This is a genomic window from Microbulbifer regidiadema (SeqCode) (assembly GCF_052467605.1).
The window spans coordinates 4,193,802-4,218,437 of the sequence record NZ_CP174316.1; the positions used below are offsets into that span (position 1 = coordinate 4,193,802).

The window sequence follows — 24,636 nt, forward strand, 5'->3', positions numbered from 1 at the left end:
CTCGTGAATATTTAACAGAGTTATTTAAGGGTCAGGGTAAGTTTAGATACGGATGGCGTAACGGGTATTACTGGGAGCCGGCACGGCGAGTTCGGGCCCAGCGCTATGGCTGTGCCGAGATGGGGAAGATAACGTCTCGGGTCTCCACCCGCACTGCGCCACAGCGGCTAGTCAGAATTCTGTGTGGCGAGCAGGCGTTCGACCTCGTTGGTCAACTGCTGCTTTAGCTCCGGGTCCAGGTCGTTCCAGTGCACGTCCATCAGTGCGCCTTGCAGTGCGTAGAGCATCACTTTGGAGGCGTTGATGCCCCGGTTGCGAATACTGATAAAGGCCTCCACCGGTCCCACCCTGCGCAGATCTTCCAGAGAGCGAATGCCAATAGAGTGGAGAATATTGACCGAGGCCAGGCCCAGGTTTTTTAGTTTTAGTAGTTCTGATTGACTCGGGTGCATTCGGTGTTCCCCCGCCAGTTTGAGCGTCCATTCACGCAATCAGTCTCCGATTGCAAATTTGAACTTAACATAAATTAACAGTGCGCTAACAAACATTACCGCCAGATTATTGTGCGCGGCGCCTACTTTTGGTGCTATCAATTCACAGGGGCAAGCCGTCGCTGTAGCCCCTCTGTTAAAGTAGCCACCGCATTTTAAAACCGTTCGAAATTTGCCCAATAATGAGAGGCCCATGTTATCGATACCGCTGCAACGGATGCTGTTTGGGCTCGGCGATGAGCATGTCATCGTCGACCCGGCTTCCAACCAACTTTTGCACCCCGAGGCGCTGGTCGCTTTTCAGCAGTTGTGCCGGGATGCCCGCGAAGAGGGCTTCGCCCCCAAAATTGTCTCCGGGTTTCGCGCCTTTGAGCGCCAGTGCCTGATCTGGAATGCCAAGGCCGGCGGTGCGCGCCCAGTGCTCGATAGCGCTGGCAAGCCGCTGGATATCGCCCGGCTCAGCGCTGCGGAACGGGTATTTGCCATTCTGCGCTGGTCTGCGCTGCCGGGGGCCTCGCGCCACCACTGGGGTACGGACTTCGACATTATTGACGCGGCGGCGCTACCCGACGATTACTCGGTTCAGTTGACCCCGCAGGAGGTGGCCGATGACGGTGTATTCGGCGCCTTCCACCTCTGGCTGGACCGGCAAATTAGCGCCGGTAACAGCTATGGCCTGTTCCGGCCCTATGCCGAGGATCGCGGCGGCGTTGCACCGGAGCGCTGGCACCTGAGCTATGCCCCCAGAGCCCGCGAGCTTCAGGAACTCCTCAGTGTGGAGCGGCTGTCGGAGCGGCTGCAGGCAACCGAGCTATCCCTGGGGGAGACTGTGTGCGAGCACCTTCAGGAAATATATACGCGCTTTATTTGGGTGCCGGATCACTGTTATCCGCCTTTTTAGGCGCCTTTAATTGGGGTTAGAAGGGTGCATTTTTGCACCGCTATAAGGCGGCACAATAGCGGCCAGATAGGCGCTGTTCGCGGGCTTTTTCCTTGAAAGGGGCGGTTGATCCTGCCAAGCTGCGCGGCAGAGTGTGCCCGGGGTAATATGAGGGAGATCAATTATGGGTGAGGACGTGGCCGTCGGCGGCCAGCGGGATATCTGGCAGGCGATGCGCGCGGAAGCCGCTGAGGCCGCAGCCGGTGAGCCTATTCTGGCAAGCTATTTCCACAATACTATTTTGCGCCACCAGTCTCTGGACAATGCCATCGCGGATCACTTGGCCTCGGTGCTGGAGCACAACGCCCTTACGGCTACCGCGCTTCAGGAGGTGATTGCCACGGCCCTGGCCAGTGACCCGAGTATTTCCCGCTGTATGAGCGAGGATATTTGCGCTTGGTATGACCGGGACCCGGCCTGTGATCAGTACCTGATGCCTTTCCTTTATTTTAAGGGTTTTCACGCCTTGCAATCCCACCGGATAGCGCACTGGCTGTGGAACCAGGGGCGCCACACCCTGGCGCTCTACTTTCAGAGCCAGGTGTCGGAGCAGTTCTCTGTGGACATCCACCCGGCCGCGCGATTTGGCTGCGGTATTATGATCGATCACGCCACCGGACTGGTGGTGGGGGAGACCTGTGTGGTAGAGGACAATGTGTCTATTCTCCACTCGGTGACCCTGGGGGGCAGTGGCTGCGGCAGTGGCGATCGCCACCCCAAAATTGGTCACGGGGTTATGATCGGTGCCGGGGCTAAAGTGTTGGGGCCGGTCAGGGTGGGGGCGGATGTGAAAATTGCTGCCGGTAGCCTGGTGTTGCAGGATGTGCCCGATCACACGACGGTGGCTGGTGTTCCCGCCCGCCAAGTGGGGGGGCGGGTCGACAGCGCGCCGGCCTATACCATGGATCAGACCCTGGATTCGCCAGAGTAACGCGGGGAAATAGTAGCTATGTCGCAATCCACCTACAGCTTGGTTTTTCGCGGTGACCTGGTGGCGGGATTTACCGCCGCTGATGTGAAAGCCAGTATGGCGCGCTTATTTAAGAGCAATCCCCAGGCGATAGAGAAGCTGTTCAGCGGGCGCCCGCTGGTATTAAAGAAGGGCGTGTCTCTGCCCCAGGCGCAGCAGTTCCGGGCGAGTTTGGCCAAAATAGGCGCCCAGGTCAGTATCAGGGATGAGAGCGGTGGAGCCGCCGCCACTGAGCGGGCTGAGCCCAAGACGGAAACCGCAGCTGGCGCGCAGTGGACCCTGGCGCCGATGGAGGGGAACCTCGTCAAGGCGCATGAACGCAAGTCCGTGGAAGCGGTCAGCGTTGAGGTAGAGCACCTCAGTCTGCGTGCAGCGGAAGGCCAACTTCTGGATGAGAGTGAGCGCAAGGGGGAGGAGCCCGCTCCCGTCTCTGTTCCCAACTGGGAACTCAACTGACGGGACTTCTCCCGCGCAGGCATAAAAAAACCGGCATTTGGCCGGTTTTTTTATGCGCTGAAGAAGGGGGAATTAACCTTCTTCTTTCAGGTAGCGCTCGCGGGAAGCCATCACTTCTTTGCGCGCCGCTTCGGCGTCAGCCCAGCCTTCTACTTTTACCCACTTGCCCGCTTCCAGAGCTTTGTAGTTTTCGAAGTAGTGTTCGATCTGCTTGATCAGCAGCTCGGGCAGATCGCCGATTTCTTCAACGTGATCGTACAGCTTGGTCAGCTTGGTGTGCGGTACCGCCAGCAGCTTGGCGTCAACACCGGATTCGTCGGTCATGTTCAGAACGCCGACAACGCGAGAGCGGATCACAGAACCCACCATTACCGGGTAGGGCGCTACAACCAGCACGTCCAGGGGGTCACCGTCTTCGGACAGAGTCTGGGGTACGTAGCCGTAGTTGGCCGGGTAGAACATCGGAGTGGCAACGAAGCGATCCACAAATACTGCGTCGGAGTCCTTGTCTACTTCGTATTTGATCGGGTCGTGGTTGGCAGGGATCTCGATGATTACATTGATATCGTTGGGCAGCTCTTTACCTGCGGGGATCTTTTCGAAGCTCATTGCGGGTCCTGAATGAAATGAATGGTTAACTGAAAATTTGGAGGGCGAATTATATAGGTTGCGGGGCCCGGCTGAAAGTCACGCCTGCGCCGGGTTACACGCCCGCGCTGGGTAAATCGCGTCGCAGAGGGGCTGGCGGGTCTATCCTGTAACTCGCAGACAACAATAATGGGGCAGGAGCAGTCATGGTAAAGGCACGGGAGGTAACCAGCGCTCGGGAGGCCCGCGCAATTGTCGAGGAGCGAGGCCTCAGTCATGTCAAAGTGGGGCTATTCGATATCGATGGGGTTATGCGCGGCAAATATATGAGCCGCGCCAAATTTCTGTCATCTCTGGAGAAAGGCTTCTCCTTTTGCGATGTGGTCCTGGGCTGGGATGTCAAAGATCAGCTCTATGACAATAGCCGCTACACCGGGTGGCATACGGGATACCCAGATGCCCCGGTGCGTATTGTTCCGCAGAGCTGCCGGGATATTCCTTTTGAAGATGACATGCTGCTGTTTATCGCGGAGTTCGCTGGACGCGCCCAGGCCCTGTGCCCGCGCGCAGTGCTGCGGCGGGTGGTAGAGCGCTGTAGCGCCCTGGGTTTTGACCCCTATGCGGCACTGGAATATGAGTTCTTTCTGTTTGATGAATCCCCCGAATCCGTGCGCAAAAAGGGGTTTCGCCATTTAAAGCCCTTTACCCCGGATGTGTTTGGCTATTCGATGCTGCGCAACTCAGTACACGGCGAGCTGTACCGGGAGATACTGGATCTGGGCGAGGGCATGGATTTCCCCCTGGAGGGGCTGCACACGGAAACGGGCCCGGGCGTACTGGAGGCGGCTATTGCGGTGGACGACGCCGAGGCCGCCGGGGATAAGGCCGCGCTGTTTAAAACCTTTATCAAAGTGCTGGCCCAGCGCATGGGCCTGATGGCGACATTTATGTCGCGCTGGTCCGGCGAATACCCGGGGCAGAGTGGACATATCCATTTGTCACTGCGCAATCGCGACAGCGGCGATTCGGCATTTTTCGATGCCGAGCAGCCCGATGGCATCAGCCGCACCATGCGCCAGTTTATCGCCGGGCAGCAGCGCTTGATGCCGCAATTTCTGGCCTTGATAGCCCCCACGGTCAATAGCTATCGCCGTTTGGTGCCGGGTTTTTGGGCGCCCACCGGGGCCAACTGGGGGGTGGAAAATCGCACCACTGCGCTGCGCGCGATTCCCGGCGGAGATCAGTCCCAGCGCATCGAATACCGCCTGGGGGCCGCAGATGCCAACCCCTATTTGGCCCTGGCGGCGGCCCTGGGGTCGGGGCTCTACGGAATCACCCAGCAGTGGTCGCCCAGCGAGCCGATTAGCGGTAATGCCTACGCGCTGAAACTGGATCAGGGGCAGACTCTGCCGGGGACCCTGTGGGAATCCACACAGCAATTTAAACAGTCCGATGCGGCGCGGGAATTATTTGGCAGCGATTTTGTAGCGCATTTTGCTGCGGGGCGCGAGTGGGAGGAGCGGGAATATCGCCGCCATGTGAGCGACTGGGAGTTGGAGCGGTACTTCGAAATTATTTAATCGGGAGTATCGACGCCGATGGAGACCACAAAAATCATGCACCATCTACAGTGCATCTCCCCTATCGATAACAGTATCTATATAGAGCGCGCCCTGGCCGGGGAGATAGAAATCCGCGAGGTGCTGGATCGGGCCAGCGCGGCACAGCAAGTCTGGCGGCGAACGCCACTCGGCGAGCGAATTGCCATTGTCGAGCGGGCGGTAGAAATATTTTCAAAGAAAAAAGCGTGTTTGGCCGCTGAACTCTGCTGGATGATGGGCCGCCCGATTCGCTACGCGGGTGGGGAGATCAGCGGGTTGATCGAGCGCGCGCAAACCATGGCGCAGCTCGCCCCAGAAGCCCTGGCCGATATTCACCTGGCGCAGAAGCCGGGGTTTAAGCGCTTTATACGCCACGAGCCCCTGGGAGTTTCCCTGGTTATTGCCCCGTGGAATTATCCCTATTTGACGGCAGTTAATGCGGTGGTGCCGTCACTGCTGGCGGGCAATGCGGTTATTTTAAAGCACTCGGCGCAAACGCCGCTGTGCGCCGAGCGCATGGTCGAAGTATTTCATGAGGCGGGGCTGCCCGGCGGTGTATTTCAGTTCCTCCACTTAAACCATGCGTATACCCAGCGCTTGGCGTGTGCCGGCGAGGTGCAGCAGGTCGCCTTTACCGGTTCGGTTGGCGCGGGGGTAAATTTGGAGCGCACGGTGGCCGGCCGATTTATTCCGCTGGGCCTGGAGCTGGGCGGCAAGGACCCGGCCTATGTTCGCGCCGATGCGGATCTTACCCAGGCGGTAGCGGCGGTTGTCGACGGCGCTTATTTTAACTCCGGGCAGTCCTGTTGCGCTATTGAGCGGGCTTATGTGCATGCGGATATTTTTAGCGAATTTGTCGCCCGCGCCGTCGACTTACTGCGCGACTACCGACTCGGGCGCCCGGATCAAATGGAGACCACCCTGGGGCCGCTGGTGTGCGCCGAAGCTGCCGACCGGGTTCGCGCGCAAGTGGACGAAGCGGTCGCAGAGGGCGCCAGAGTGCATTTGGATGTGAGCGAGTTTCCGCAGGATAAGCGCGGCACCCAATATATGGCGCCGCAGCTGTTAACCCGGGTGCGCGATCATATGCAGGTGATGCGCGAAGAAACTTTTGGACCCGTATTGGGGGTGCAAAAAGTCTATGACGATTGCGAAGCGCTGAACTTGATGAACAACAGCGTATTTGGCCTGAGCGCGGCTATTTTTTCCCGGGATGAAGACGCGGCACTGGAAATTGGTGACAGCCTGGAGGTGGGCACGGTTTTTTTAAATCGCTGTGATTATCTGGACCCGGAACTGGCCTGGACCGGGGTCAAGCAATCCGGGCGCGGCTGCACGCTATCTAAACTCGGCTTTGAGTATTTAACCCGCCCCAAATCTTTTCACTTTAAGTGCGGTGCTTAGCGGATATTTTTCGCGGGCGCAGAGAGTGCAATTATCTGTCTGTGTGCGGAGAGGCTGCGGTCCACTTTGAATCGATAAAAATGACAGAGCGTCAGAGAGGACAATGTGGATAAATACCCTGTCAATTGGAATTATCCCACAACGGTTTGGGTGGGGCCCGGCCGCGTTGCCGAGCTGGCTGAAGCTTGCCGGACGCTGAATATACGCAAACCCCTGTTGGTTACCGACCCCGCCATCGCGGCGCTGCCACTGCTGCAGAGCGCGGCCAACCCGTGCCGGCAAGCGGGGCTGGATGTGCGTATTTTTTACCGTATTAAAGGCAACCCCAACGAGGCCAATATTAGCGCTGGGGTGGCCGAGCTGCGCGAACAGCAGTGCGATGGGGTGATTGCCCTGGGAGGGGGCTCGGCCCTGGATGCGGGCAAAGCTATCGCCCTGATGGCGGGACAGCGTCGCCGCATTTGGGATTTTGAAGATATTGGCGATAACTACAGGCGTGTGGACGCGGCGGCGATATTGCCGCTGGTTGCCATCCCCACCACTGCCGGTACCGGCTCTGAGGTGGGGCGGGTCGCGGTGATCACCGACGAGGTCGCCCAGATTAAGCGGCTGATTTTCCACCCGCGCATGATGCCGGACATTGTTATTCTGGATGCCCAGCTGACGCTGGGGCTGCCGCCGGCTCTCACCGCCGCGACGGGCATGGATGCGCTGTCGCACAACCTGGAGTCTTTTTGCTCCCCCCAATACCACCCCATGGCCGAGGGTATTGCCGTTGAAGGGATGCGCCTGATTAAGGCGTATTTGCCCCGCGCCTACGCTGCGGGTGCAGAGCTTGAGGCGCGCCAGCAGATGCTGGTTGCATCCTGCATGGGGGCGACCGCGTTTCAGCGCGGCCTGGGGGCTATGCACGCTCTGGCGCACCCACTCGGAGCCCTGTATGACAAACACCACGGTTTGTTAAACGCTATTTTGATGCCCTATGTCCTCGCGGCCAATCGCCCGGCGGTTCAACCGTCGATGGAACACCTGGCGCTCTACTTGCAGTTGCCAGCTAGTGATAGCGGCGACAGTGGATTTGCCCGGGTGCTGGATTGGGTGCTCGGCTTGCGCAGGCAGCTCGGAATTCCCCCGCGTCTGGCGGATATTGGCATCGACGATAGCGACGCCGATCGAATTGGGACAATGGCTTCGCTGGAGGCCTCCGCCGGCACCAACCCCATGCACTTTAACGCCATTGAGTATCGGGATATTTTCCTGCGCGCGTGCGAGGGCGCGATAACTCAGCAATAAATGACTCAAAAATAAATTGAGCGGTAATAAATTGCCAGCGACAAACGACAGACACCTATAGACTCCAGCGATCATCACTAGAGGGCTGAATGATGCGCAATACTATGACCCTGTTACTGCTGTTGCTCGCCAGCACTGCACTGGCGCAGGACTCAGCGAATATTCGCACGGCGATTTTTGCCGGCGGCTGTTTTTGGTGTATGGAACCGCCATTTGACCGGGTTGATGGCGTTATCTCCACCACTTCCGGCTACAGTGGTGGCCGGGTTAAAAACCCGAGTTATGGGCAGGTATCTGCTGGCAATACCGGCCACGCTGAGGTGGTGCAGGTCAAGTACGATGCGGACAAAGTCAGCTATTCCGAGCTGCTGACGATTTTTTGGCACAATGTCGACCCCTTTGACGGCGGCGGCCAGTTTTGCGATCGCGGCGACCAATATCGCCCTGAAATATTCTATGCCGATGACCAACAAAAGAAATTGGCACAGGAGAGCCGGGAAAAAATTCAGGCCAAACTGGACAAAAAGGTCGCGGTACAGATAGAGCCCGCCGCAACTTTCTACCCTGCGGAGGCCTACCACCAGGACTATTACCAGCGCAATCCCCTGCGCTATAAATACTATCGCTATCGCTGTGGTCGCGATCAACGGCTGGCTGAAGTGTGGGGCAAGGCTGCGGATTAATCGGCGCTTTGCTCCGCAGTCAGCGCCGGGTTTATTATGCCTGCTGGAGCAGCCGTTCTTGGGCTTGCTGATGGATATATAATTTCTCGGAGAGCCGGCTAATAAAATCGATATTTTCAACTTCAGCGGCCAGGTTTTTCATCGACTCTGCACCGTTGAGTGTTCCCCAAATACTGGCGGCCATGGCCGCCAGGGTGTCGGTATCACCGCCCAGGTAAAATATAGCGGCCAGCAGGGAGTTTAACGGCGAGCTGCGATACTTCAGGCCAAAGTAGATAGCGGTAATACAGGACTCCGGCGCGGTAATCCCATTCCCCAGCCACTGCCTGATCTGTTGTGGGTGGGGGAGGTGCCGGTGGAACAGTAGCGTGGAGCACTTTTTAAGTTTTCTGCGGTATATGTCCACTGTGCAGCTCGCCAGCAGTTTGTCCACTATCTGCCTGTTCGAGCGTTCTTGCAGGGCCTCACAGATGGTGATGGCGATCAGGTAGGCCCCCTCAATCGCAGCGGGGTGGGCGTGGGTGATTTCGGATACTCCCTGTACGTACTGTTTCAGTTGCGGATCATTTTGCGGGTAGCAGAGAGCGATAATAGGCGCGCGCATGGCGGCGCCGTTGCCAGCGAAGCCCTGCTTAAATTTTTTTCGGTTTAAATCCTGCCAGTGCTTGCCCTTTTTAACCCCTTTGAGTAGCTGTGCCGCACTGGGGCCATAACTTCTGCTCCACTGATAGCTCTGTGCAAATTGTTTTGCCATATGGTCCTGGTCAAAGCCATTGTGTTCGAGAAAGGATGTGGCGATATCCATCGACATCTGGGTATCATCGGTGTAGCGCCGCTTGCCCTGGCGGGTTTTGCCGATAAGTTTCCACAGTTGCCTCTCCAAAAGGCCGCCCTCATAAGGTGCGCCAAATGAATCGCCGATGGCGAGACCGCTAAAACAGCCTTTATATTTGTCGAGTTTAATCATTAACCGTTATCGATAGTTAAATCACCGCAGTGCCAGTGCCTGATTTGGCCGCTGCTAGGGTTGTCTGGAGAGCTTCGGCAAGGCCAGTCGAGAGATCGCGGGGTGGGGCAAACTGAAATCTCAATTTAGTTATAGCGCCTGCGCAGTGTATTGGGTTTGTTTTGCCGGGATTGTGCGGTTTTTTGCTCGGAAATAAAGGCTCAGACGGCGGCAAGTTTGTGGGGTTTTTTTATGCGCGGTCGGCGCTGCTGAGGTGCTGTTTATCGGCGTGCTTGCTCCCTCTTTTGTTGTCAGTTCACAGGCCTATGGGAAAACTCCCGTAGGCCTGTGCTGGCGATAGCCGTCTGCACTATTCGATACAAGTTTCATTTGACGTAGTGTAATCGTTGTTGCTCCATATATTTTCAAAGCAGGGCAGGGTACTGCGATCGCTCAGGTCCGTATAGGTATTGTTGCTGGCGACATTGTCGGCCACCATATTGCCGACTTCGCCGTCTCCCAGCAAAATAATACCGTGAGTATGATTGTCTTCCGCCAGATTTTCAGAAATAAGGCTTCCAGTGCCGCCACTAATGGCAATGCCGCTCTGTGTATTGTTGCTGGCGGTATTCAGGCGAATATAGTTACTGGCCCCCGTAACTTTTATCCCCTGTAAGCTGTTGCCTGTCGCCTCCGAACTCCTGACGTGATTGCCGTCGCCGATAACCCGTATACCGATACCAAGGTTGGCGTTAGCGATGGAGGTTTTCAGGCTGTTGTTGGAACTCGAAAGGGTAATGCCGGAAATAAAGTTTCCGGTGGTATTGATATCCACAATTTGGTGGCCGCCCTCGCCTTCGGCAGATACACCATTGTTGCAGTTTTCAACACTGCCCAGCCCTGTACTGTCGTGTAGAACTCTATTGAAACCCGATAATCGGATGCCGGTGCTGTCGCCATCGCAGCTGACGGTATGGCCATTCAAGTCGAGTGAGCCGTTGTCCTTTATTAACAGTGCCGGGTGAATATCGCAGTGCAGGATATCGCCAGTCAGGGTTTCCGCAGTCGTAATGACATCGCCACAACTGACAGCTGAGGCAGCGGCGGCCAAAGAAAGACCGGTAGTGCCCGCAGCAGTGATAAGTAGTATTTTGAGTGGATTCATATTTCCATTTTTCATGTCAAGTTTCCCTAAGAATCTGAGTGGTTAAACAAAAGAGAACCCCCAAGACTAAAGAGATTTTGACTGAGCTTTGCGAAAGGACCATAGGAAAGTTTTCTTAATTAATAACCCGGGCTGAATTAGAGTGGACTGCGGGGTTGCACAGCGGCTGCCGCTGAGATGCGGATATCTTCTTTGTGCTCGCCAGCGCCCCCGCACTCAAGGCGTGCTGAAGAGCCTGCTAAGAGCTTAATGGCCGGGTGCAGTGTATGCCTGACCTCCTTTTTAGTCAGCGTTAAAAGCAGGCCTATTCAGCTGTATTCCCCCACTTGAGAATCGCTGTATAGACCTGCGCTGATATAAATCCCCTTTGCTCTATGCAGCGGGGGGTAAAAGAGGGGGGCAGCCAATTTTTAGCGGGCATTCGCCAAAATCTGCTTTAATGGATGCACCAATACTGATTGGAATTTAAAAAACTGTTAGCACCATAGAGGGCGCCAGCGCAATAGGCGGTGAAATCGGTTATATCAGGTCCCTCACTGTTAGATACACTATTGAACGCGATGACATTGTCCACCTGATCCTCACGCCTTCTCGAAATGCCATTGGCGCCATTGCTGTCGAGAGAGGAGTTAAGGATCATATTGCCATCACCGCCATCTTCAATAGAGATTCCTATCCCGAGATTGTTATTGACTACGATGTTTCTCACCATATTGTAGCTCGAAATCATTCTAACCCCCTGTAGGTTATTATTATTTACCTCAGCGTTGGCCAATATATTGTAGTGCCCTTCAGGGTAATAATAGTGGCCCGTGATAAAGCGAACCCCCATGCCGGGATTATTTTCGGATACGATGTCATACGCACTGCTGAACGCAGCTTCAAAACTTAATCCGACAGTATTGTGTCCGGTCAATATGAGGTCTGAGGCCTGGTGGTGCCCCACCTCTGTCATAGCGACGCCAATATTGCAATTTTGGATGGTGCCGATGCCGCCACCCTGGCTAATGTATTCGCCGACCACCATGGCGTGGCTTTCTACTAATTGAATGCCGACGCCGTCTCCATCACACTCCAGTGTGTGGTTGTCCATGTTGAGAACGCCACCGTGGCCAATAATAATCGCCGGACTTTGAGTGCAGTAGAGGTCGCTATCCATAGTTTGAATATCTCTAATAACCTGGCCGCATACAACGGCTGAGATCGCAGTAGTGGATAGTGATAAGCAGGCGGTACCCGCGAGAGTCAGCAGAGATGCTTTTATCGGATTTATATTTCCATTCTTCATGTCAAATTTACCTCATTGTCTGAAGGATTGAAACGGGGGGTAAATATCCAATAACAAAATTATTTTAATTAAGTTGTGAGGAAGGGGTATGGGAAATTACTCTTAAAGCAGTGGTTTTAACCGCGTCACTGCTTTAAGAGCGGCGTATTTTTAAAAGTGTGGCCGCTTTGCGCTCGGTTAACGGCTTTAGCTTTGGCGGGCAGTATAGTGTGATTAAATGGCAGGGCGCTACTGGGGGGGAGGCTAGCTATTTTTGTGCTGCTCGGGTGAAGATTTTTTATGGGGCCTATGGGCCATCGGTGTAGAAAAACCCCTGTAGCAGTCCGTGTCCTCAAATGGGGCGCTGTAAGTTTTCACTGGTGGCGCTCCTGTGTTGTTGGCGAATCGTTTGAGTGCCGAATAAACGGATAAAAATACTGCCACTTCGCCACAGATACAGCGCGCATTTTGCCGGGACGCACAAACTATCGCTTGCGGGAAGGGACAGCCCCCATTTCTGGGGGCGAGCGGCGAATTTTGTCCCCGTGGCTTAAAAGGCCGAGGATTTGTGCTTTTGAGTGCGATGCCTGTACGGGTGAATATCTTTAGTCAATACAGTCCTGGTTTCTATCGGTGAAACGATTATTGGTCCATATCGCATCATAATTGCAGTTGTTGGTGTGGTCGGTCAGATCGTTACCTGTATTGTACCGTGCCGTATTGCCGACAATCACATTGTAGTAAGCGCTTCCTTTGCGGGAAATACCATTAATACCATTGTCGTTCGCTATATTTTGCGCGACAACTGAATAATCCCCGTGGTAGTTAATGGCAATTCCGATGGTCTCTCCGGAGCTGACCTCACTGAATCTAACCAAATTGCTTTCTCCGTTAATTTTAATTCCCTGCTCGCCGTTGCCTATGACCTCTGTGTTTAATACCCGGTTGTAGCTACTGTTGCTGTTTATGTAAATACCGTAACCCGTATTGTTGCTGACGCTGGAGGTTTCTATAACGTTATACGAGCTCTTTAAAGAAATGCCTTTTTCTGAGGTTGAGGTGATATTTATATCCACAATATGGTGGAAGCCATTACCTTCGGCCGATATTCCAACCCTGCAATTTTCGATGCCGCCGTCACCGACCGTATCTTGAATAACATTGTGGCTGCCAAGTAGTTGTACGCCATATGCCGAGTTAGAACAACTTATTGTGTGGCCATTTAAATCCAGTGAACCTTGATCCTCAATTTTGAGGGCTGGATAGGAGGAGCAGGTGAGATCCTGGTTGAGTCTTTGCTCGTCCCTGATCGCATCGCCGCAGCTTACCGCTGCGGCCGCAATAGGTAGCGACAGGCTGGCAGAGCCGGCAAGGCCGCATAGTAATATTTTCATTGAAGTTCTATATTCAATTTTCATGTCAAGTTTCCTAATTATTTGTGCGATTTAACTGGAGGGCTGCTAGCCTGTCACAGCATCGCGTAATCGGCGGGGATAGCTGCTTTATTGGATACAGTCTTGGTTTCTCTCGATAAAAATATTTTCTGCCCAGATGGCATCGCCATCGCAGTCATTCTGCTGGTCGACGAGATCAGGTTGTGAATTGCCCATTGCGGTATTGCCAACAACAACCGTGTCATAGGAATATCCCGATTGTCTTAAAATACCATTTCCACCGTTATTGTTGGCAGTATTGCGAATGAGCAGAGAATAATTGGCCTTTGTTGCAATAAAAATACCGCTGCCTGAATTGTCATTGGCCTCACTTAAGCTCACGAAAGTGCTTTCCCCTATAATTCTAAATCCCACGGCACCATTGCCGTTCGCCTCGGAGAAAAATACGCTATTGTGATCGGCGTCAGATAGGATGCGAATACCGATGGCCGTGTTATTATTGGCATAGGAGTTTTCTACAACGTTATACAAGCTCGTAAAGCTGATTCCCGCCGTTGAGTTTGCGCTGGCAGAGATACCGCTAACATGGTGGAAGCCATCTCCCTCGATGGATACTCCCGTGCTACAGTTGCTGATCAAACTTCCCCCGGCGCTGTCTTCCAGGATGTTATTGCTACCCTGTAAGAGAATACCGATGCCTGTGTCACCTCCAGTACAGCTCACGGAATAGCCATTCAGATCAAGTGAGCCGTTATCATCCAGTGTGATGGCCGGATGAGAGGAGCAGTTAAGAATATCGCTGGCGAGTACTTGGGCGTCTCTAATAACATCGCCGCAGCTCACCGCTGGGGACACGGCGGATAGCAATAGACTGGCGGTGCCGACAGCAGTGAGTATTAATACTTTTGTCGGCTTTAGATTTTCATTTTTCATATAGCATTTCCCTGAGTATTTACATCATTAAAAAAGAGGTGTGCACACCCGCAATAATGTTAAGTAATACCTGGGTAAGCCAGCACCTCTGCTGGTTGGGGCGTTGGGATTGAGCTGTTCAGTTACTACTGGGTCAGAGAGAAAGAATGCACTGCACTCGATATGCGCTGTGAACACACCCCGCTAAGCTGCTAATCGGCATTCGTGCCCAATAGGATTATTCTCTCCCTGCCGATTTTTGGCGCGGGGGAAAGAGTAGGGGTTCTCACAGGTTGGCGATTGCTATTAGGAAAGTATATGAGGGGTTGGCAGAGTCAAGTTTCCAGGTAATATTGTCACAGGTATACAGAATACTTGCTTTGAAGTGCCGGAAAAGCACTGATATTGAGTATTTTGTGTATGGAAAATGAGGGCGATATCTCTATCGATAGGTGGGATTGCCTATTAAGGTGCGCCTGAATAATTTTGTAATATCGCTGCACGTCGTTTAAAGCAATTTACACTCCGCGCTGTGACTTTTGGCAAGGTCTGGCTATTCCGGCAAAGCTGCGCGCTGTTATTTTGGCGCTAACGGCTATTTATTGGCTTGTGGGTTAGGTTTGTAATAGCGTGCTCAGAATATTTACACAGGCTGCCCGCTGCTCGGCATCGGTGTTGGCAAAACCCAGTACCAACCCGCTATTTTCCGCTTTTTGCGGTGGGTAAAACAGCGATAGTGGCGTGCTGCCAAAGCCGTGCTCACGGAGTTTTTTGCTCAGGGTGATATCATCGCGCTGTGGTGTTGAGATAACCAGGTGCATGCCGGCGCTAGTGGCGATTAATTTTGCCGGTGCCGGTATATTTTGCCGAATAAGCTGGCAAAAATGCTGCCACTTTTCCCGATAGAGAACGCGCATTTTGCGCAGATGCCGCACAAAGTGTCCCTCACTGAGAAAGTCTGCCGCCACCGCCTGGGTGATAAGTGGCGAGTGGCCGGAGAGCATTTCCTTGGCGTGAATAAATGCGGCTGCGCTAGCTCTGGGAACCACCAGGTAACCGAGTCTCAGGCTGGGTAACAGTGTTTTGCTAAAACTGCCCATATAGAGCACGGGGGTATTTTCTCCCATTCCCTGAAGTGCGGCGACGGGCTTGTGTTGAAAGGCAAATTCGCTGTCGTAATCATCTTCAATAATCCAGCAGTTTGCCCGCGTGGCCCAGTCCAGCAGTTTAATCCGCGCACTGGCAGGCATAACTCCGCCCATCGGGTATTGGTGGGTTGGTGTGGTAAAAAGTAATTTGGCCCCCGTTGCGCTTTTTATCAGCCGCTCCACATCCAGGTGCTTGTTGTTCAGCTGCGCCGGCAGGAGTTCCGCCCCGACCGCCTGAAAGGCGGAGCGCGCGCGGCGATAGCCGGGGTTTTCACTGTATACCCGGTCTCCCGGGTTTAGCGCCGTCAGCGCACACAAATTCAGCGCCTCCTGGGCGCCGTTGGTGATAATAATTTGTTCGGCAGTGCAGCGCACGCCGCGGGAGTTGCGCAGGTAGTCGCTCAGTGCCAGGCGCAGGGGCAGGTAGCCCTGCGCCTGGCCGTAGCCGGCCAGGGCCACTCTCGATTGGTGGCGGCGGTACAGCTTGTTCCAAATTGAATGCGGAAAGGCTTTGAGATCCGGTAAACCGGGGCTGAAGGGCAGCCCCAGATCCGCGCTGCCCCTGCCCGCCGGCAAAGTCTGGAGCAGATTACCGTAGCTCGACAGTGGCGGCAGCGGTCGATTGGCCGGCTCCCGCCAATTTCGCCCCTGCGGTTTTTGCAGCTGGGCTGGGACTTCTCTGGATACGAATACACCTTTGCCCGGGTGGCTGCTGAGGAAACCTTCCGCCTTCAGTTGGTCCAGAACCTGGGTGACGGTGTTGCGGCTAATGGCGAGGGATTCTGCCAGGCGGCGCGACGAGGGCAGCTGGGTGCCCGCCGGCAGCCGGCCGGCGCAGATCCAGCGCACCAGCTGCCGGTACAGCTGCCCCTGTAGGGGCTGATGTGGGTCGAGGGTGAGATCTGCAAACTCGGGGGCACTCAAAACTGGCACCATAAAATAGTTAAAACTGGCTCTTATCAGCGTACCAGCAAGCCCCTACATTGGCGATATTCATTTTATTGCGAGTGCATCTGAGAGAGGTCCCATGGAGCGAGATACAGCCATTTCCACCGAGTTGCCCAGGTCGGCAAAAAGTCGTGTGCGCCGCGCCCCACAGCGCGCCAGTTATCGCCGCGAGGATGTTTTTCAGCTTGTGGATGAATTAAAACTCGGCCATGTGGGCTTTGTGGAGGGCGGCGAAGTTATCATTATCCCCTTAACCATTTGGCGCCTGGGAGAGTTTTTATACTTTCACCTGGCGAATAAAAGCCGCCTGCACAAACTGTTGGAGGCCGGCGAACAGGTGTGTATTTCTTTTGCCCGCTGCGATGAGTGGGTGCTGGCCAAGTCGGCCTTTCGCCACAGCGCTAATTATCGCTCTGCGGTAGTGTTTTGCCGGGGGCAGCGGGTGCAGGACCCGCAGGAGTTTGACGCGGTGTTTAAGGCGATAATTAACGATATCGAGCCGGGCCGCTGGGATCAGGTGCGCCCGCCCAGCTTGCAGGAGCGCAAGGGCACCGCGCTGATGCGCCTGACCATAGAGGAGGGCGCATTCAAGCGCCGCAGCGGCGCGCCAGTCGATAATTCTGCGGATTCGGCCCTGCCTGTGTGGAGCGGTGTCAAACCGCTGTGCCCGCTGGCTTAAGCGGGAATAAGTTATTAAGAGTTCAGCGTTGCTGCGCTATGACTTTTAACGCGAGCGGAATAATCTCTCCGGCGCCGGCCTGGATATCGGGAATTACGCCCTGTCCCTCCCAGTTGCGGCGAGCGCCGGCAATTGTGCTCAGCGGACGCTTGTGGGGGATGCCGATGGTAAAGCCGTAGGGCAGCGGCTGCGGCTCCCCCAGCATATGTGCGCCGCCGGCACTGGCCGTGCCGATCACGGTGGCCCGCCCCAGTTGCTGTAGTGCAAAGGCGGTGCTCTCTGCGGCGGAAAAGGATCTGCCATCGATCAGCACAACCAGGGGCCTCTCGGTGCCGTAGGCGGGCCAGGGCAGAGGAGAAATCCGCTGGGGTATTTCGCGCGCCGTGCGGCTTTCAATCACAAACGGCAGGGGGGCCTGGGGATCAATAAACGACTGCATAATCGCATTGGCGGTGTCCTCATCCCCGCCGCCATTGCTGCGTAAATCCAGAATTAACCCCTCGCTGTGTCGAAGCAGGGTGAAAGCGGCGGCGAGCGTCGGCTGGGCATTTTCCAGGGTGTGAAAGGCGGAGAGGGAAAGGTAGGCGGTATTGCCCGGCAGAATTTCAATTTTTTGAACCCCGTAATTATTGCGCGGGGCCTCGGCGCGCCACTGGGCAATCCAGTCAGTGGCATCGCGCTGTGGGTCGATATAGGTTACATAGAAATGTTGATCCCCGGACAGGGAGTGAATTTTTTCGCTGAGGCTGTCGGCGAATAACGCCTGATCGCGACACTGTTGCGATAAGGGCTCAGATGCGGCCAGTTGCTGCAGCTGGGCGGAGAGCGTGTAGCCTTTTTCCTTCAGCACATAGTGTTGTCGAATTGCCGCTGCGGCCGCTCGAATAACGGCCGCGCGCTCAAATTGGCAGGCCGTGGCGCTGTCACTGGCGCTGAGTGGGGGGGTAAAAAAACCGATAAATACCGCTAAACTCAGCTTGAGTTGACGTTTCATGGCTTCAATGCTCCGCAGCGAGATTTTTTTGTATACGCGCTAAATAGGACTGCTTCTCCAGGGCTGCAATTGCCTCGTCGAGCAATTTGGTTAGCGGCGCCGACAGTTCGCCATTGAGGCTGTGCTCGGCCCCCAGGGTCGCCAGCCACTGCTGTTTTAGTTTGGGGATTAAAGCGCGGCCCTGGCGGGTCAGGCTGATGTTGCGCTCGCGGGCGTCTGCCCCGGCGGATACTTTTACCAAGCCCTGTTGCAGCATCGCTTTGACAGTCTGGCTCACCGCCGGCTGGGAGATATGGCTAGCCGCTACCAGTTCGCCAATTGTGACCGCCTGTTGCTGCATCAGCGCGCGCATCACCGGGGTGTAGCGCGGTTTGTAGTTTGCCAAACCGCAGGCGCTATAACTTTCCGCAACATCGCCATCCAGCAATTCGACTAAATGGCGCAGCTGGGTTCCCAGTTGGCTGTATTTCATCGGCGGCCTATCCATAAGCGCTTATATAAATCAGTGTATTATTTTATCTGTGCATTGCAACTGCCGGCCCGGCGATTTTTCTCTGGGTGAGAATAATGTGATGCCTTTTTCTTTTTGCCTTGAGCCCACTGCACCCGTGGCGATATAGATTTTCTGTCACAGATCTGAAATTTAAATTTCATATTTCATTCATCGAATTTTAGAAATTAATCGCCACTCTTTGCGCCACTCGATCAGTACCGGGTACAACCTAAAGGAAAAATTATGAAAGAATTTGGCTTGGCTGCCATTGCGGCTTTGGCGTTACCACTTTTGGCTGAAGAGGTCCAAGCCAGCGACCTCATTATTTCTGAATATATCGAGGGCAGCAGCAACAATAAGGCCCTGGAAATTTACAATGGCACCGGTGCGGCGGTGGACCTGAGTGATTACAGTATTGAAATTTATTTTAATGGTGCCACCAGCGCATCTGCGGCAATTGCCCTGAGTGGCAGCTTGGCCGATGGCGATGTGTACGTATTGGCCCACGGCAGTGCCGACCCTTCAATCCTGTCGCTCGCCGATCAAATTTATACCAGTGGCCTGTTTAACGGCGACGATGCGGTGGCCCTGCATGGCCCAGGCGGGGCTGTGGATATTATCGGCCAAATCGGCTTTGATCCCGGCAGCCAGTGGGGCGACAGCAGCCTGGGCACCCAGAATCAAACATTGATTCGCGACCTCAGTGTGACTGTGGGACGCACCAATGGCAGCGCGGCTTTCGATCCCGCAGCGCAGTGGTCCAGTGCGGGCCTGGACGATTTTTCCCACCTCGGCTGGCACGGCGAAGAGGACGGTGGTGACGACGATGGCGATGTTCTATTCGGCGAATGTGGCGACACCTCCACGCTGATCAGCCAGGTGCAGGGGAGCGGTTTTGCCAGCGCCTTGCAAGGCGAGCGCCACGAAATTGAAGCGGTGGTTGTCGGCGCTTTTCAAGATACCAATAGCGGCCTCGGCGGCTTCTTTTTGCAAGAGGAAGACGGCGATCAGGATGGCCAGCTCAATACGTCTGAGGGCCTGTTTGTACACGATGAAGGCTTTGGCGTAGCGGTGCAAGTGGGCGATCTGGTACGGGTTGCCGGAGTGGTCACCGAGTACTACGACTTTACCGAATTGGATGAGGTCGATGCTGTTGCCGTGTGTGGCAGTGGTTACCAAGTGACGGCCGAGCAGCTGTCCCTGCCGTTTAGCGCTGCCGAAGTGCCGGAGCAATACGAGGGCATGCTGGTGGAGTTCCCGCAGGCGCTGACGGTGAACGATCACTACAACCTGGGCCGCTACGGCGAAGTGACCCTGGCCAATGGCCGCCGCTATATCCCCACTCACAACAATGAGCCCGGCGCGGCGGCCGCAGCCCAAGACAGCGCCAACGAACTGAACAAGCTCATACTGGATGACGGCTCCAATGTGCAAAACCCAGAGCGGGTGCCCTACCCGGTATCCGGTCTCAGTGCCAGCAATACCTTGCGCAATGGCGATACCGTCGCGGGGCTGCGCGGTGTTATCGGGTATAGCTACGGGAATTACCGTATCCACCCGGTAACAGCACCGGATTTTGTTGCGGCCAACCCGCGCGAAAGTGCTCCGCAACTACCCGGTGTGGGCAGTTTGAAAGTTGCCAGCTTCAATGTGCTGAATTATTTCAATGGCGACGGCAACGGCGCGGGCTTCCCGACTGCCCGGGGCGCCGACAGCGAAGCGGAATTCCTGCGCCAGAGAGATAAAATTATCTCCGCTATTCTCGGCCTGAATGCCGACGTAATCGGCCTAATGGAAATTGAAAACGACGGCTACGGTTCCGACAGTGCAATCCGGGATTTGATTGACGGTCTCAACGCCGCCATAGGCAGCGAGCACTATCAATTTATTCATCCGGACCTTGCGCAACTGGGCAGCGATGAAATTGCGGTGGGACTGATTTATCGCAGCGACCGGGTGGTGCCCGTAGGGGCCGCCGCGACAACCGATAGCTACCCCTTCGATGATGCCAACCGCCAGCCCCTGTTGCAGACCTTTAGCGAGCTGTCCAGCGGTGAGATGCTGGCGGTGGTGGTCAATCACTTTAAATCGAAAGGCAGCTGCCCCGGTGACGGCAGTCTGAACGATGACCAGGGCGATGGCCAGGGCTGCTGGAATACCCTGCGCACGGCAGCGGCGGACGCCCTGCTTAGCTGGATCGATACCGATCCCAGCAACAGCGGCACCGAGCGCGTGCTGATACTCGGCGACCTCAATAGCTACGCGCGGGAAAATCCCATCACCACATTAAAGGATGCGGGTTATACCGACTTGCTGGCGGAGTTTGGCGGGGCTGAGGCCTATTCCTATGTTTATAGCGGTGAGTCCGGCTATCTGGATCACGCCCTCGCCAGTGCCGCCCTGGCGCCTTTGGTAACCGGCGCGGTCGACTGGCATATCAATGCCGACGAGCCCCGCGTGCTGGATTACAACACCGAAAATAAAACCGATGAGCAGGTGCAAACGCTTTACTCTGCCGATGCATTCCGCGCATCAGACCATGATCCGCTGGTGCTTGAGCTGGATTTGCGCGCCGACAATCTGCAGCCGCAGGCCGGATTTGCTTGGGGTGTTGAGGGTTTTACCGTGAGCTACTCCGACAGCAGTATCGACAGCGATGGCAATATCGTGCGCTGGGCCTGGGATTTTGGCGATGGCAGCGGCAGCACTGAGCAAAACCCCAGCCACAGTTACGCCGCTGCGGGGACCTATGTAGTTACTTTGCAAGTCGAAGACGATCGCGGTGCGGTCTCTACGGCTGAACAAACTGTGCGGGTGGCAGCGCTTGCTGATATCCAGGCGGATTTTAAAGTACATAATTTCCTGCGCTGGGTATGGGTGGAAGATCGCAGCAGTTACGCCGGCGCTGGCAAGCTGAGCTACGAGTGGGATTTCGGCGATGGCAACAGCCACACCGGCCCCTGGGCCCTGCATCGCTATACCAGCGCTGGCAGTTATGAAATAGCCCTGACGGTGAAAGACGATTTGGGCAGTGAAGATAAAGCCTATCGCCAAATTGAGATTCGCCCGCTGTTTTAGCGTGGATTGAGCGTCGCTAAGCATAAATAATTCGATTTTTTATTGGGCGGCCGGATACCTTTTGGAGGTGTCCGGCCGTTTTCTTTTGTCTGTTTTTATTTTTGGCGGGTTATTGTTTTTTTGGGAGGGGGAGTGGCTTGTGGGTGGGGGTTGGGTGTGGCAGTGTGGGTGTATATTCTGTTTGGTGATTTGGGTGGGGTTTTTATTGGTGGGTGATGGGATAAATTCTATTAATTGAAGAGGCGCTAAACGGTGACGCTAACTTTGAAATCAAACGAAGAAAAAATCTCTGACGCTAATGGAAGGCCTGTGCCTCGATGGACTAAGGTTCATAGTCTACTAGATTTTCATGAGGCTCCCAATACCGGGGGTGTCTATGAAATAGGCTTTCGTCTACCAGAGCGTTACGCTGAACAGAACACAGGCCTCCCGCTGATATCTGGCTATGGCTATCCAATGCATTCGTTTATACCAATGTATGTTGGTAAGCATGAGAATTCTATGCGACAACGTTTGAGGGAACATTTGGAATCATCCTATTCTAACAAAAAGAAGGTTAGAGAGAGAGTTAATAGATGTATAGCAACATACTATAATATGTTGAAATTTGTTAGGACGGCTGGGTGCACTTATATTTGGAAAGCTTTGGCAGGAGTAAATGGTGGGGTCTTGAGGGATTACACCTATCTATTTTCGGAATTGTATTTTACTTGTATCCCTTTGCAAGAGCCGGATAAATTTGAAGGTCTCAGATTGGGGCTTTATGAATATCCTTGGAATGACTACGATCAACCTAAAAATAGAGAACGGATGCTGACTGAGGGGAGTCTAGATTTAAGGATTTTAAGTGAAGCTCAAATCCCTGAAGATGGGATGACACATTGTTATAATTGTGTGGATAGGATTTATAGTGCGAAGGTGATGGTGGACCCTTTCGAGATGTCTGATGATTTTAACACACTGATTGCTGATATCTCAAAAGTTCGACGTGAGGAAAATGCAAGAAGAGTTAAGGAGAATGCGGAGAGGTATTCGAAGGGGGATTTTAATACGGAAAAGATTTTGCCGTCCATTGTTGATACGGAGGATAGAACGGATAATGTAAGGATTGGTGGAGGTAAGAAGGTGTCGCGGAATGTGGTGATACGTATGCTGGCAGGTAAATTCAGGAGGGAGAAGGTTTATAAAGGGATAGATGAAAGAAGAAAAACAAAATAAGACACCCATAGATTGGAGAATGGCGCTGGCAGTGTCTTTGGGTGCCAGTTATGCCGGCTATTTCTTTTTAGTTTTGAATTAAACCCTATGAAATAGAGCAAGTAGATTGGGGTTCTGTTTTGAGGGTGAAATAGTGGGTTTGGATAAAAAGTCAGTAAGAGTGATGTTGGGGATTTATAGGGGTTAGCTTGATGGAGCAGATAGGAAGCGCCGGCAGTCACTGACTCCGTGTGCCCAGCGTTTATCGAGTTGAATACAGGCTTGTCGCACAGCCTCTACCGATCCCACCAGGCCTTTAAAGCGGCTTTCAAAGTTTCGATTGAGATAGAGCCAGTGTTTTGCTGAGATACCCAGCCGATTGAGAATTGGGGGCGTGTCTTCTGAGATAGCGCCACGCTTTTTGGGGTCTAAGTGTCGGCCACTCCAGTCTACCAGTTCCAAATAGTGATCTAGCTGAAAGGGCAGCCCCTTGGGCATATTCAGACGCTCGCCGCCCACAAGGGGTAGCAGATCTTTGGGTTGGCCCCCTGAGGTTGCTGCACGAATACGTTGCTGTATCGAAGTATGATCAGAATCCTCTGAAGTTTTAGCGATATTGGCGCGAATAGGATTAAGGTCGACATAGGCCATACAGGCGGCAAGGGCTTTTTCATCGAGCAGGGCCTGAGATTTAAAACGACCCTCCCAAAAGCGGCCGGTACAATTGTCTTCTGCGTTAGCCAACAACAAAATAAGACACCCATAGATTGGAGGGCTGTGCTGAAATCTCCTTTAGAAGTCGGCTCTGGCAGGTATTTCTTTCTAATTTTGAATTAAACCCTATGAAATAGAGCAAGTAGATTGGGGTTCTGTTTTGAGGGTGAAATAGTGGGTTTGGATAAAAAGTCAGTAAGAGTGATGTTGGGGATTTATAGGGGTTAGCTTGATGGAGCAGATAGGAAGCGCTGGCAGTCACTGACTCCGTGTGCCCAGCGTTTATCGAGTTGAATACAGGCTTGTCGTACAGCCTCTACCGATCCCACCAGGCCTTTAAAGCGGCTTTCAAAGTTTCGATTGAGATAGAGCCAATGTTTTGCTGAGATACCCAGCCGATTGAGAATTGGGGGCGTGTCTTCAGAAATCGCGCCACGCTTTTTGGGGTCTAAGTGTCGGCCACTCCAGTCTACCAGTTCCAAATAGTGATCTAGCTGAAAGGGCAGCCCCTTGGGCATATTCAGACGCTCGCCGCCCACAAGGGGTAGCAGATCTTTGGGTTGGTCCCCTGAGGTTGCTGCACGAATACGTTGCTGTATCGAAGTGTGATTAGAATCCTCTGGCGTTTTAGCGATGTTGGCACGGATAGGATTAAGGTCGACATAGGCCATGCAGGCGGCAAGGGCTTTTTCATCGAGCAGGGCCTGAGATTTAAAACGACCCTCCCAAAAGCGGCCGGTACAATTGTCTTCTGCGTTAGCCTGGCGGGCGATGGATTCATTTAAGCAGCGCATAAACCAGCTAATATCCATTAAGCGTTCCCGCCATAGATCTATCAACTCTTTGAGTTTTCCCTTTTCGCCGCGATCTAGCGAGGCCCCTCGTATGAAGCGCTGGGCCAGGTGGGAAACTTTGAATAGCTCTTGCCAGCGGAGAATCACTTCAGTATCCGACCAGTCCTGCGCGGCTTCTTTGTCAATATAGAGCACGATATGGTAGTGATTGCTCATCACGGCATAGGCTGCGATATCTAGCGCAAATACTCCAGCCAACTTGTGCATTCTTGACTCAATCCACTCACGGCGATGCTCATAGTCAATGCCGGATTGCCTATCCCTGCCGCACAGAAATGCTCGGCGTACACATCGAGATACGCAGTGGTAGTAGGGGGTTGCCTCTAGGGAAATCTGGGCGCTGCGGGGTAAGGGCATCGGTCTCTGTTATCTGTGTTTATATACAGTATTTAATTCTTTGAATTCTGTCGTGTCAATATGG

The 24,636-nt window shown here is 54.1% G+C and carries 22 protein-coding genes; 10 read left to right on the forward strand and 12 right to left on the reverse strand.

The window, feature by feature from the left end; translation table 11 throughout:
• Window positions 1-167 precede the first annotated feature (167 nt).
• Window positions 168-452: a TfoX/Sxy family protein gene (locus ACJJIF_RS18980; protein ID WP_444929838.1), complete on the reverse strand. Its 285-nt coding sequence runs from the start codon at window positions 450-452 to the stop codon at window positions 168-170.
• A gap of 232 nt (window positions 453-684) precedes the next feature.
• Here ACJJIF_RS18980 and ACJJIF_RS18985 point away from each other — a divergent pair, with 232 nt between their 5' ends.
• The 3 genes from ACJJIF_RS18985 to ACJJIF_RS18995 all read left to right on the forward strand — a co-directional run bounded on the left by ACJJIF_RS18985 (window position 685) and on the right by ACJJIF_RS18995 (window position 2,857).
• On the forward strand, window positions 685-1,392 hold the full coding sequence (locus tag ACJJIF_RS18985; RefSeq protein ID WP_444929839.1) for a M15 family metallopeptidase: 708 nt from the start codon (window positions 685-687) through the stop codon (window positions 1,390-1,392).
• 163 nt (window positions 1,393-1,555) lie between these two features.
• On the forward strand, window positions 1,556-2,362 hold the full coding sequence (gene cysE / locus ACJJIF_RS18990) for a serine O-acetyltransferase (protein ID WP_444929840.1): 807 nt from the start codon (window positions 1,556-1,558) through the stop codon (window positions 2,360-2,362).
• 18 nt (window positions 2,363-2,380) lie between these two features.
• Window positions 2,381-2,857: a hypothetical protein gene (locus ACJJIF_RS18995; protein WP_444929841.1), complete on the forward strand. Its 477-nt coding sequence runs from the start codon at window positions 2,381-2,383 to the stop codon at window positions 2,855-2,857.
• 72 nt (window positions 2,858-2,929) lie between these two features.
• Here ACJJIF_RS18995 and ppa read toward each other — a convergent pair whose 3' ends face one another.
• Complete coding sequence (gene ppa, locus ACJJIF_RS19000; protein WP_444929842.1) at window positions 2,930-3,466, reverse strand: inorganic diphosphatase; 537 nt, start codon at window positions 3,464-3,466, stop codon at window positions 2,930-2,932.
• Between the two features lie 185 nt (window positions 3,467-3,651).
• Between ppa and ACJJIF_RS19005 the strand changes: the two genes are divergently transcribed.
• The 4 genes from ACJJIF_RS19005 (at window position 3,652) to msrA (ending at window position 8,426) form a co-directional block, all read left to right on the forward strand.
• Window positions 3,652-5,025, forward strand: coding sequence for a glutamine synthetase family protein (locus tag ACJJIF_RS19005; RefSeq protein WP_444929843.1), 1,374 nt, complete (start codon window positions 3,652-3,654; stop codon window positions 5,023-5,025).
• 18 nt (window positions 5,026-5,043) lie between these two features.
• Window positions 5,044-6,450 carry an aldehyde dehydrogenase family protein gene (locus tag ACJJIF_RS19010; protein WP_444929844.1) on the forward strand — a complete coding sequence of 469 codons (1,407 nt, stop codon included), beginning with the start codon at window positions 5,044-5,046 and terminating at the stop codon, window positions 6,448-6,450.
• A 105-nt stretch (window positions 6,451-6,555) separates the two neighbouring features.
• A complete protein-coding gene (locus ACJJIF_RS19015) occupies window positions 6,556-7,743 on the forward strand; it encodes an iron-containing alcohol dehydrogenase (RefSeq protein WP_444929845.1) in 1,188 nt (395 codons plus the stop codon).
• 89 nt (window positions 7,744-7,832) lie between these two features.
• Entirely contained in the window at window positions 7,833-8,426 is a 594-nt protein-coding gene (gene msrA, locus ACJJIF_RS19020) for a peptide-methionine (S)-S-oxide reductase MsrA (RefSeq protein WP_444929846.1), read from the forward strand.
• A 34-nt stretch (window positions 8,427-8,460) separates the two neighbouring features.
• Here the strand turns inward: msrA and ACJJIF_RS19025 are convergent, their stop codons facing one another.
• The 6 genes from ACJJIF_RS19025 to pdxR all read right to left on the reverse strand — a co-directional run bounded on the left by ACJJIF_RS19025 (window position 8,461) and on the right by pdxR (window position 16,182).
• The gene (locus ACJJIF_RS19025; protein WP_444929847.1) at window positions 8,461-9,393 is read right to left on the reverse strand and encodes an ADP-ribosylglycohydrolase family protein; all 933 of its coding nucleotides are present in this window, start codon (window positions 9,391-9,393) and stop codon (window positions 8,461-8,463) included.
• A 349-nt stretch (window positions 9,394-9,742) separates the two neighbouring features.
• On the reverse strand, window positions 9,743-10,552 hold the full coding sequence (locus ACJJIF_RS19030; protein ID WP_444929848.1) for a right-handed parallel beta-helix repeat-containing protein: 810 nt from the start codon (window positions 10,550-10,552) through the stop codon (window positions 9,743-9,745).
• 421 nt (window positions 10,553-10,973) lie between these two features.
• Entirely contained in the window at window positions 10,974-11,825 is an 852-nt protein-coding gene (locus ACJJIF_RS19035; protein WP_444929849.1) for a hypothetical protein, read from the reverse strand.
• Between the two features lie 584 nt (window positions 11,826-12,409).
• Window positions 12,410-13,198 (reverse strand): right-handed parallel beta-helix repeat-containing protein, encoded by a 789-nt coding sequence (locus tag ACJJIF_RS19040; protein WP_444929850.1) that lies wholly within the window; start codon window positions 13,196-13,198, stop codon window positions 12,410-12,412.
• Between the two features lie 108 nt (window positions 13,199-13,306).
• Complete coding sequence (locus ACJJIF_RS19045; RefSeq protein ID WP_444929851.1) at window positions 13,307-14,131, reverse strand: right-handed parallel beta-helix repeat-containing protein; 825 nt, start codon at window positions 14,129-14,131, stop codon at window positions 13,307-13,309.
• A 593-nt stretch (window positions 14,132-14,724) separates the two neighbouring features.
• Window positions 14,725-16,182 (reverse strand): MocR-like pyridoxine biosynthesis transcription factor PdxR, encoded by a 1,458-nt coding sequence (gene pdxR / locus ACJJIF_RS19050; RefSeq protein ID WP_444929852.1) that lies wholly within the window; start codon window positions 16,180-16,182, stop codon window positions 14,725-14,727.
• 103 nt (window positions 16,183-16,285) lie between these two features.
• On the opposite strand from pdxR, the gene ACJJIF_RS19055 reads away from it, so the two are divergent.
• On the forward strand, window positions 16,286-16,885 hold the full coding sequence (locus ACJJIF_RS19055; protein WP_444929853.1) for a pyridoxamine 5'-phosphate oxidase family protein: 600 nt from the start codon (window positions 16,286-16,288) through the stop codon (window positions 16,883-16,885).
• A 22-nt stretch (window positions 16,886-16,907) separates the two neighbouring features.
• On the opposite strand, the gene ACJJIF_RS19060 is transcribed toward ACJJIF_RS19055, so the two are convergent.
• Both ACJJIF_RS19060 and ACJJIF_RS19065 read right to left on the reverse strand, forming a co-directional pair.
• A complete protein-coding gene (locus tag ACJJIF_RS19060; protein WP_444929854.1) occupies window positions 16,908-17,879 on the reverse strand; it encodes a S41 family peptidase in 972 nt (323 codons plus the stop codon).
• Between the two features lie 4 nt (window positions 17,880-17,883).
• Window positions 17,884-18,351 carry a MarR family winged helix-turn-helix transcriptional regulator gene (locus tag ACJJIF_RS19065; protein ID WP_444929855.1) on the reverse strand — a complete coding sequence of 156 codons (468 nt, stop codon included), beginning with the start codon at window positions 18,349-18,351 and terminating at the stop codon, window positions 17,884-17,886.
• Between the two features lie 264 nt (window positions 18,352-18,615).
• On the opposite strand from ACJJIF_RS19065, the gene ACJJIF_RS19070 reads away from it, so the two are divergent.
• Both ACJJIF_RS19070 and ACJJIF_RS19075 read left to right on the forward strand, forming a co-directional pair.
• Window positions 18,616-21,450, forward strand: a complete 2,835-nt coding sequence (locus ACJJIF_RS19070) for an ExeM/NucH family extracellular endonuclease (protein ID WP_444929856.1) — start codon at window positions 18,616-18,618, stop codon at window positions 21,448-21,450.
• Between the two features lie 264 nt (window positions 21,451-21,714).
• Complete coding sequence (locus tag ACJJIF_RS19075; protein ID WP_444929857.1) at window positions 21,715-22,668, forward strand: hypothetical protein; 954 nt, start codon at window positions 21,715-21,717, stop codon at window positions 22,666-22,668.
• Between the two features lie 183 nt (window positions 22,669-22,851).
• On the opposite strand, the gene ACJJIF_RS19080 is transcribed toward ACJJIF_RS19075, so the two are convergent.
• Window positions 22,852-23,397 (reverse strand): hypothetical protein, encoded by a 546-nt coding sequence (locus ACJJIF_RS19080; protein ID WP_444929858.1) that lies wholly within the window; start codon window positions 23,395-23,397, stop codon window positions 22,852-22,854.
• Window positions 23,398-23,585: 188 nt separating this feature from the next.
• Window positions 23,586-24,572: a transposase gene (locus ACJJIF_RS19085; protein ID WP_444929859.1), complete on the reverse strand. Its 987-nt coding sequence runs from the start codon at window positions 24,570-24,572 to the stop codon at window positions 23,586-23,588.
• Between the last annotated feature and the right edge of the window lie 64 nt (window positions 24,573-24,636).

Excerpts from the sequence above, each read along its gene's own strand:
- ACJJIF_RS18980 (WP_444929838.1), bottom strand. The coding sequence starts at position 452 with ATGCACCCGAGTCAATCAGAACTACTAAAACTAAAAAACCTGGGCCTG.
- ACJJIF_RS18985 (WP_444929839.1), top strand. The coding sequence starts at position 685 with ATGTTATCGATACCGCTGCAACGGATGCTGTTTGGGCTCGGCGATGAG.
- cysE (WP_444929840.1), top strand. The coding sequence starts at position 1,556 with ATGGGTGAGGACGTGGCCGTCGGCGGCCAGCGGGATATCTGGCAGGCG.
- ACJJIF_RS18995 (WP_444929841.1), top strand. The coding sequence starts at position 2,381 with ATGTCGCAATCCACCTACAGCTTGGTTTTTCGCGGTGACCTGGTGGCG.
- ppa (WP_444929842.1), bottom strand. The coding sequence starts at position 3,466 with ATGAGCTTCGAAAAGATCCCCGCAGGTAAAGAGCTGCCCAACGATATC.
- ACJJIF_RS19005 (WP_444929843.1), top strand. The coding sequence starts at position 3,652 with ATGGTAAAGGCACGGGAGGTAACCAGCGCTCGGGAGGCCCGCGCAATT.
- ACJJIF_RS19010 (WP_444929844.1), top strand. The coding sequence starts at position 5,044 with ATGGAGACCACAAAAATCATGCACCATCTACAGTGCATCTCCCCTATC.
- msrA (WP_444929846.1), top strand. The coding sequence starts at position 7,833 with ATGATGCGCAATACTATGACCCTGTTACTGCTGTTGCTCGCCAGCACT.
- ACJJIF_RS19025 (WP_444929847.1), bottom strand. The coding sequence starts at position 9,393 with ATGATTAAACTCGACAAATATAAAGGCTGTTTTAGCGGTCTCGCCATC.
- ACJJIF_RS19030 (WP_444929848.1), bottom strand. The coding sequence starts at position 10,552 with ATGAAAAATGGAAATATGAATCCACTCAAAATACTACTTATCACTGCT.
- ACJJIF_RS19035 (WP_444929849.1), bottom strand. The coding sequence starts at position 11,825 with ATGAAGAATGGAAATATAAATCCGATAAAAGCATCTCTGCTGACTCTC.
- ACJJIF_RS19040 (WP_444929850.1), bottom strand. The coding sequence starts at position 13,198 with ATGAAAATATTACTATGCGGCCTTGCCGGCTCTGCCAGCCTGTCGCTA.
- ACJJIF_RS19045 (WP_444929851.1), bottom strand. The coding sequence starts at position 14,131 with ATGAAAAATGAAAATCTAAAGCCGACAAAAGTATTAATACTCACTGCT.
- ACJJIF_RS19055 (WP_444929853.1), top strand. The coding sequence starts at position 16,286 with ATGGAGCGAGATACAGCCATTTCCACCGAGTTGCCCAGGTCGGCAAAA.
- ACJJIF_RS19060 (WP_444929854.1), bottom strand. The coding sequence starts at position 17,879 with ATGAAACGTCAACTCAAGCTGAGTTTAGCGGTATTTATCGGTTTTTTT.
- ACJJIF_RS19065 (WP_444929855.1), bottom strand. The coding sequence starts at position 18,351 with ATGAAATACAGCCAACTGGGAACCCAGCTGCGCCATTTAGTCGAATTG.
- ACJJIF_RS19070 (WP_444929856.1), top strand. The coding sequence starts at position 18,616 with ATGAAAGAATTTGGCTTGGCTGCCATTGCGGCTTTGGCGTTACCACTT.
- ACJJIF_RS19085 (WP_444929859.1), bottom strand. The coding sequence starts at position 24,572 with ATGCCCTTACCCCGCAGCGCCCAGATTTCCCTAGAGGCAACCCCCTAC.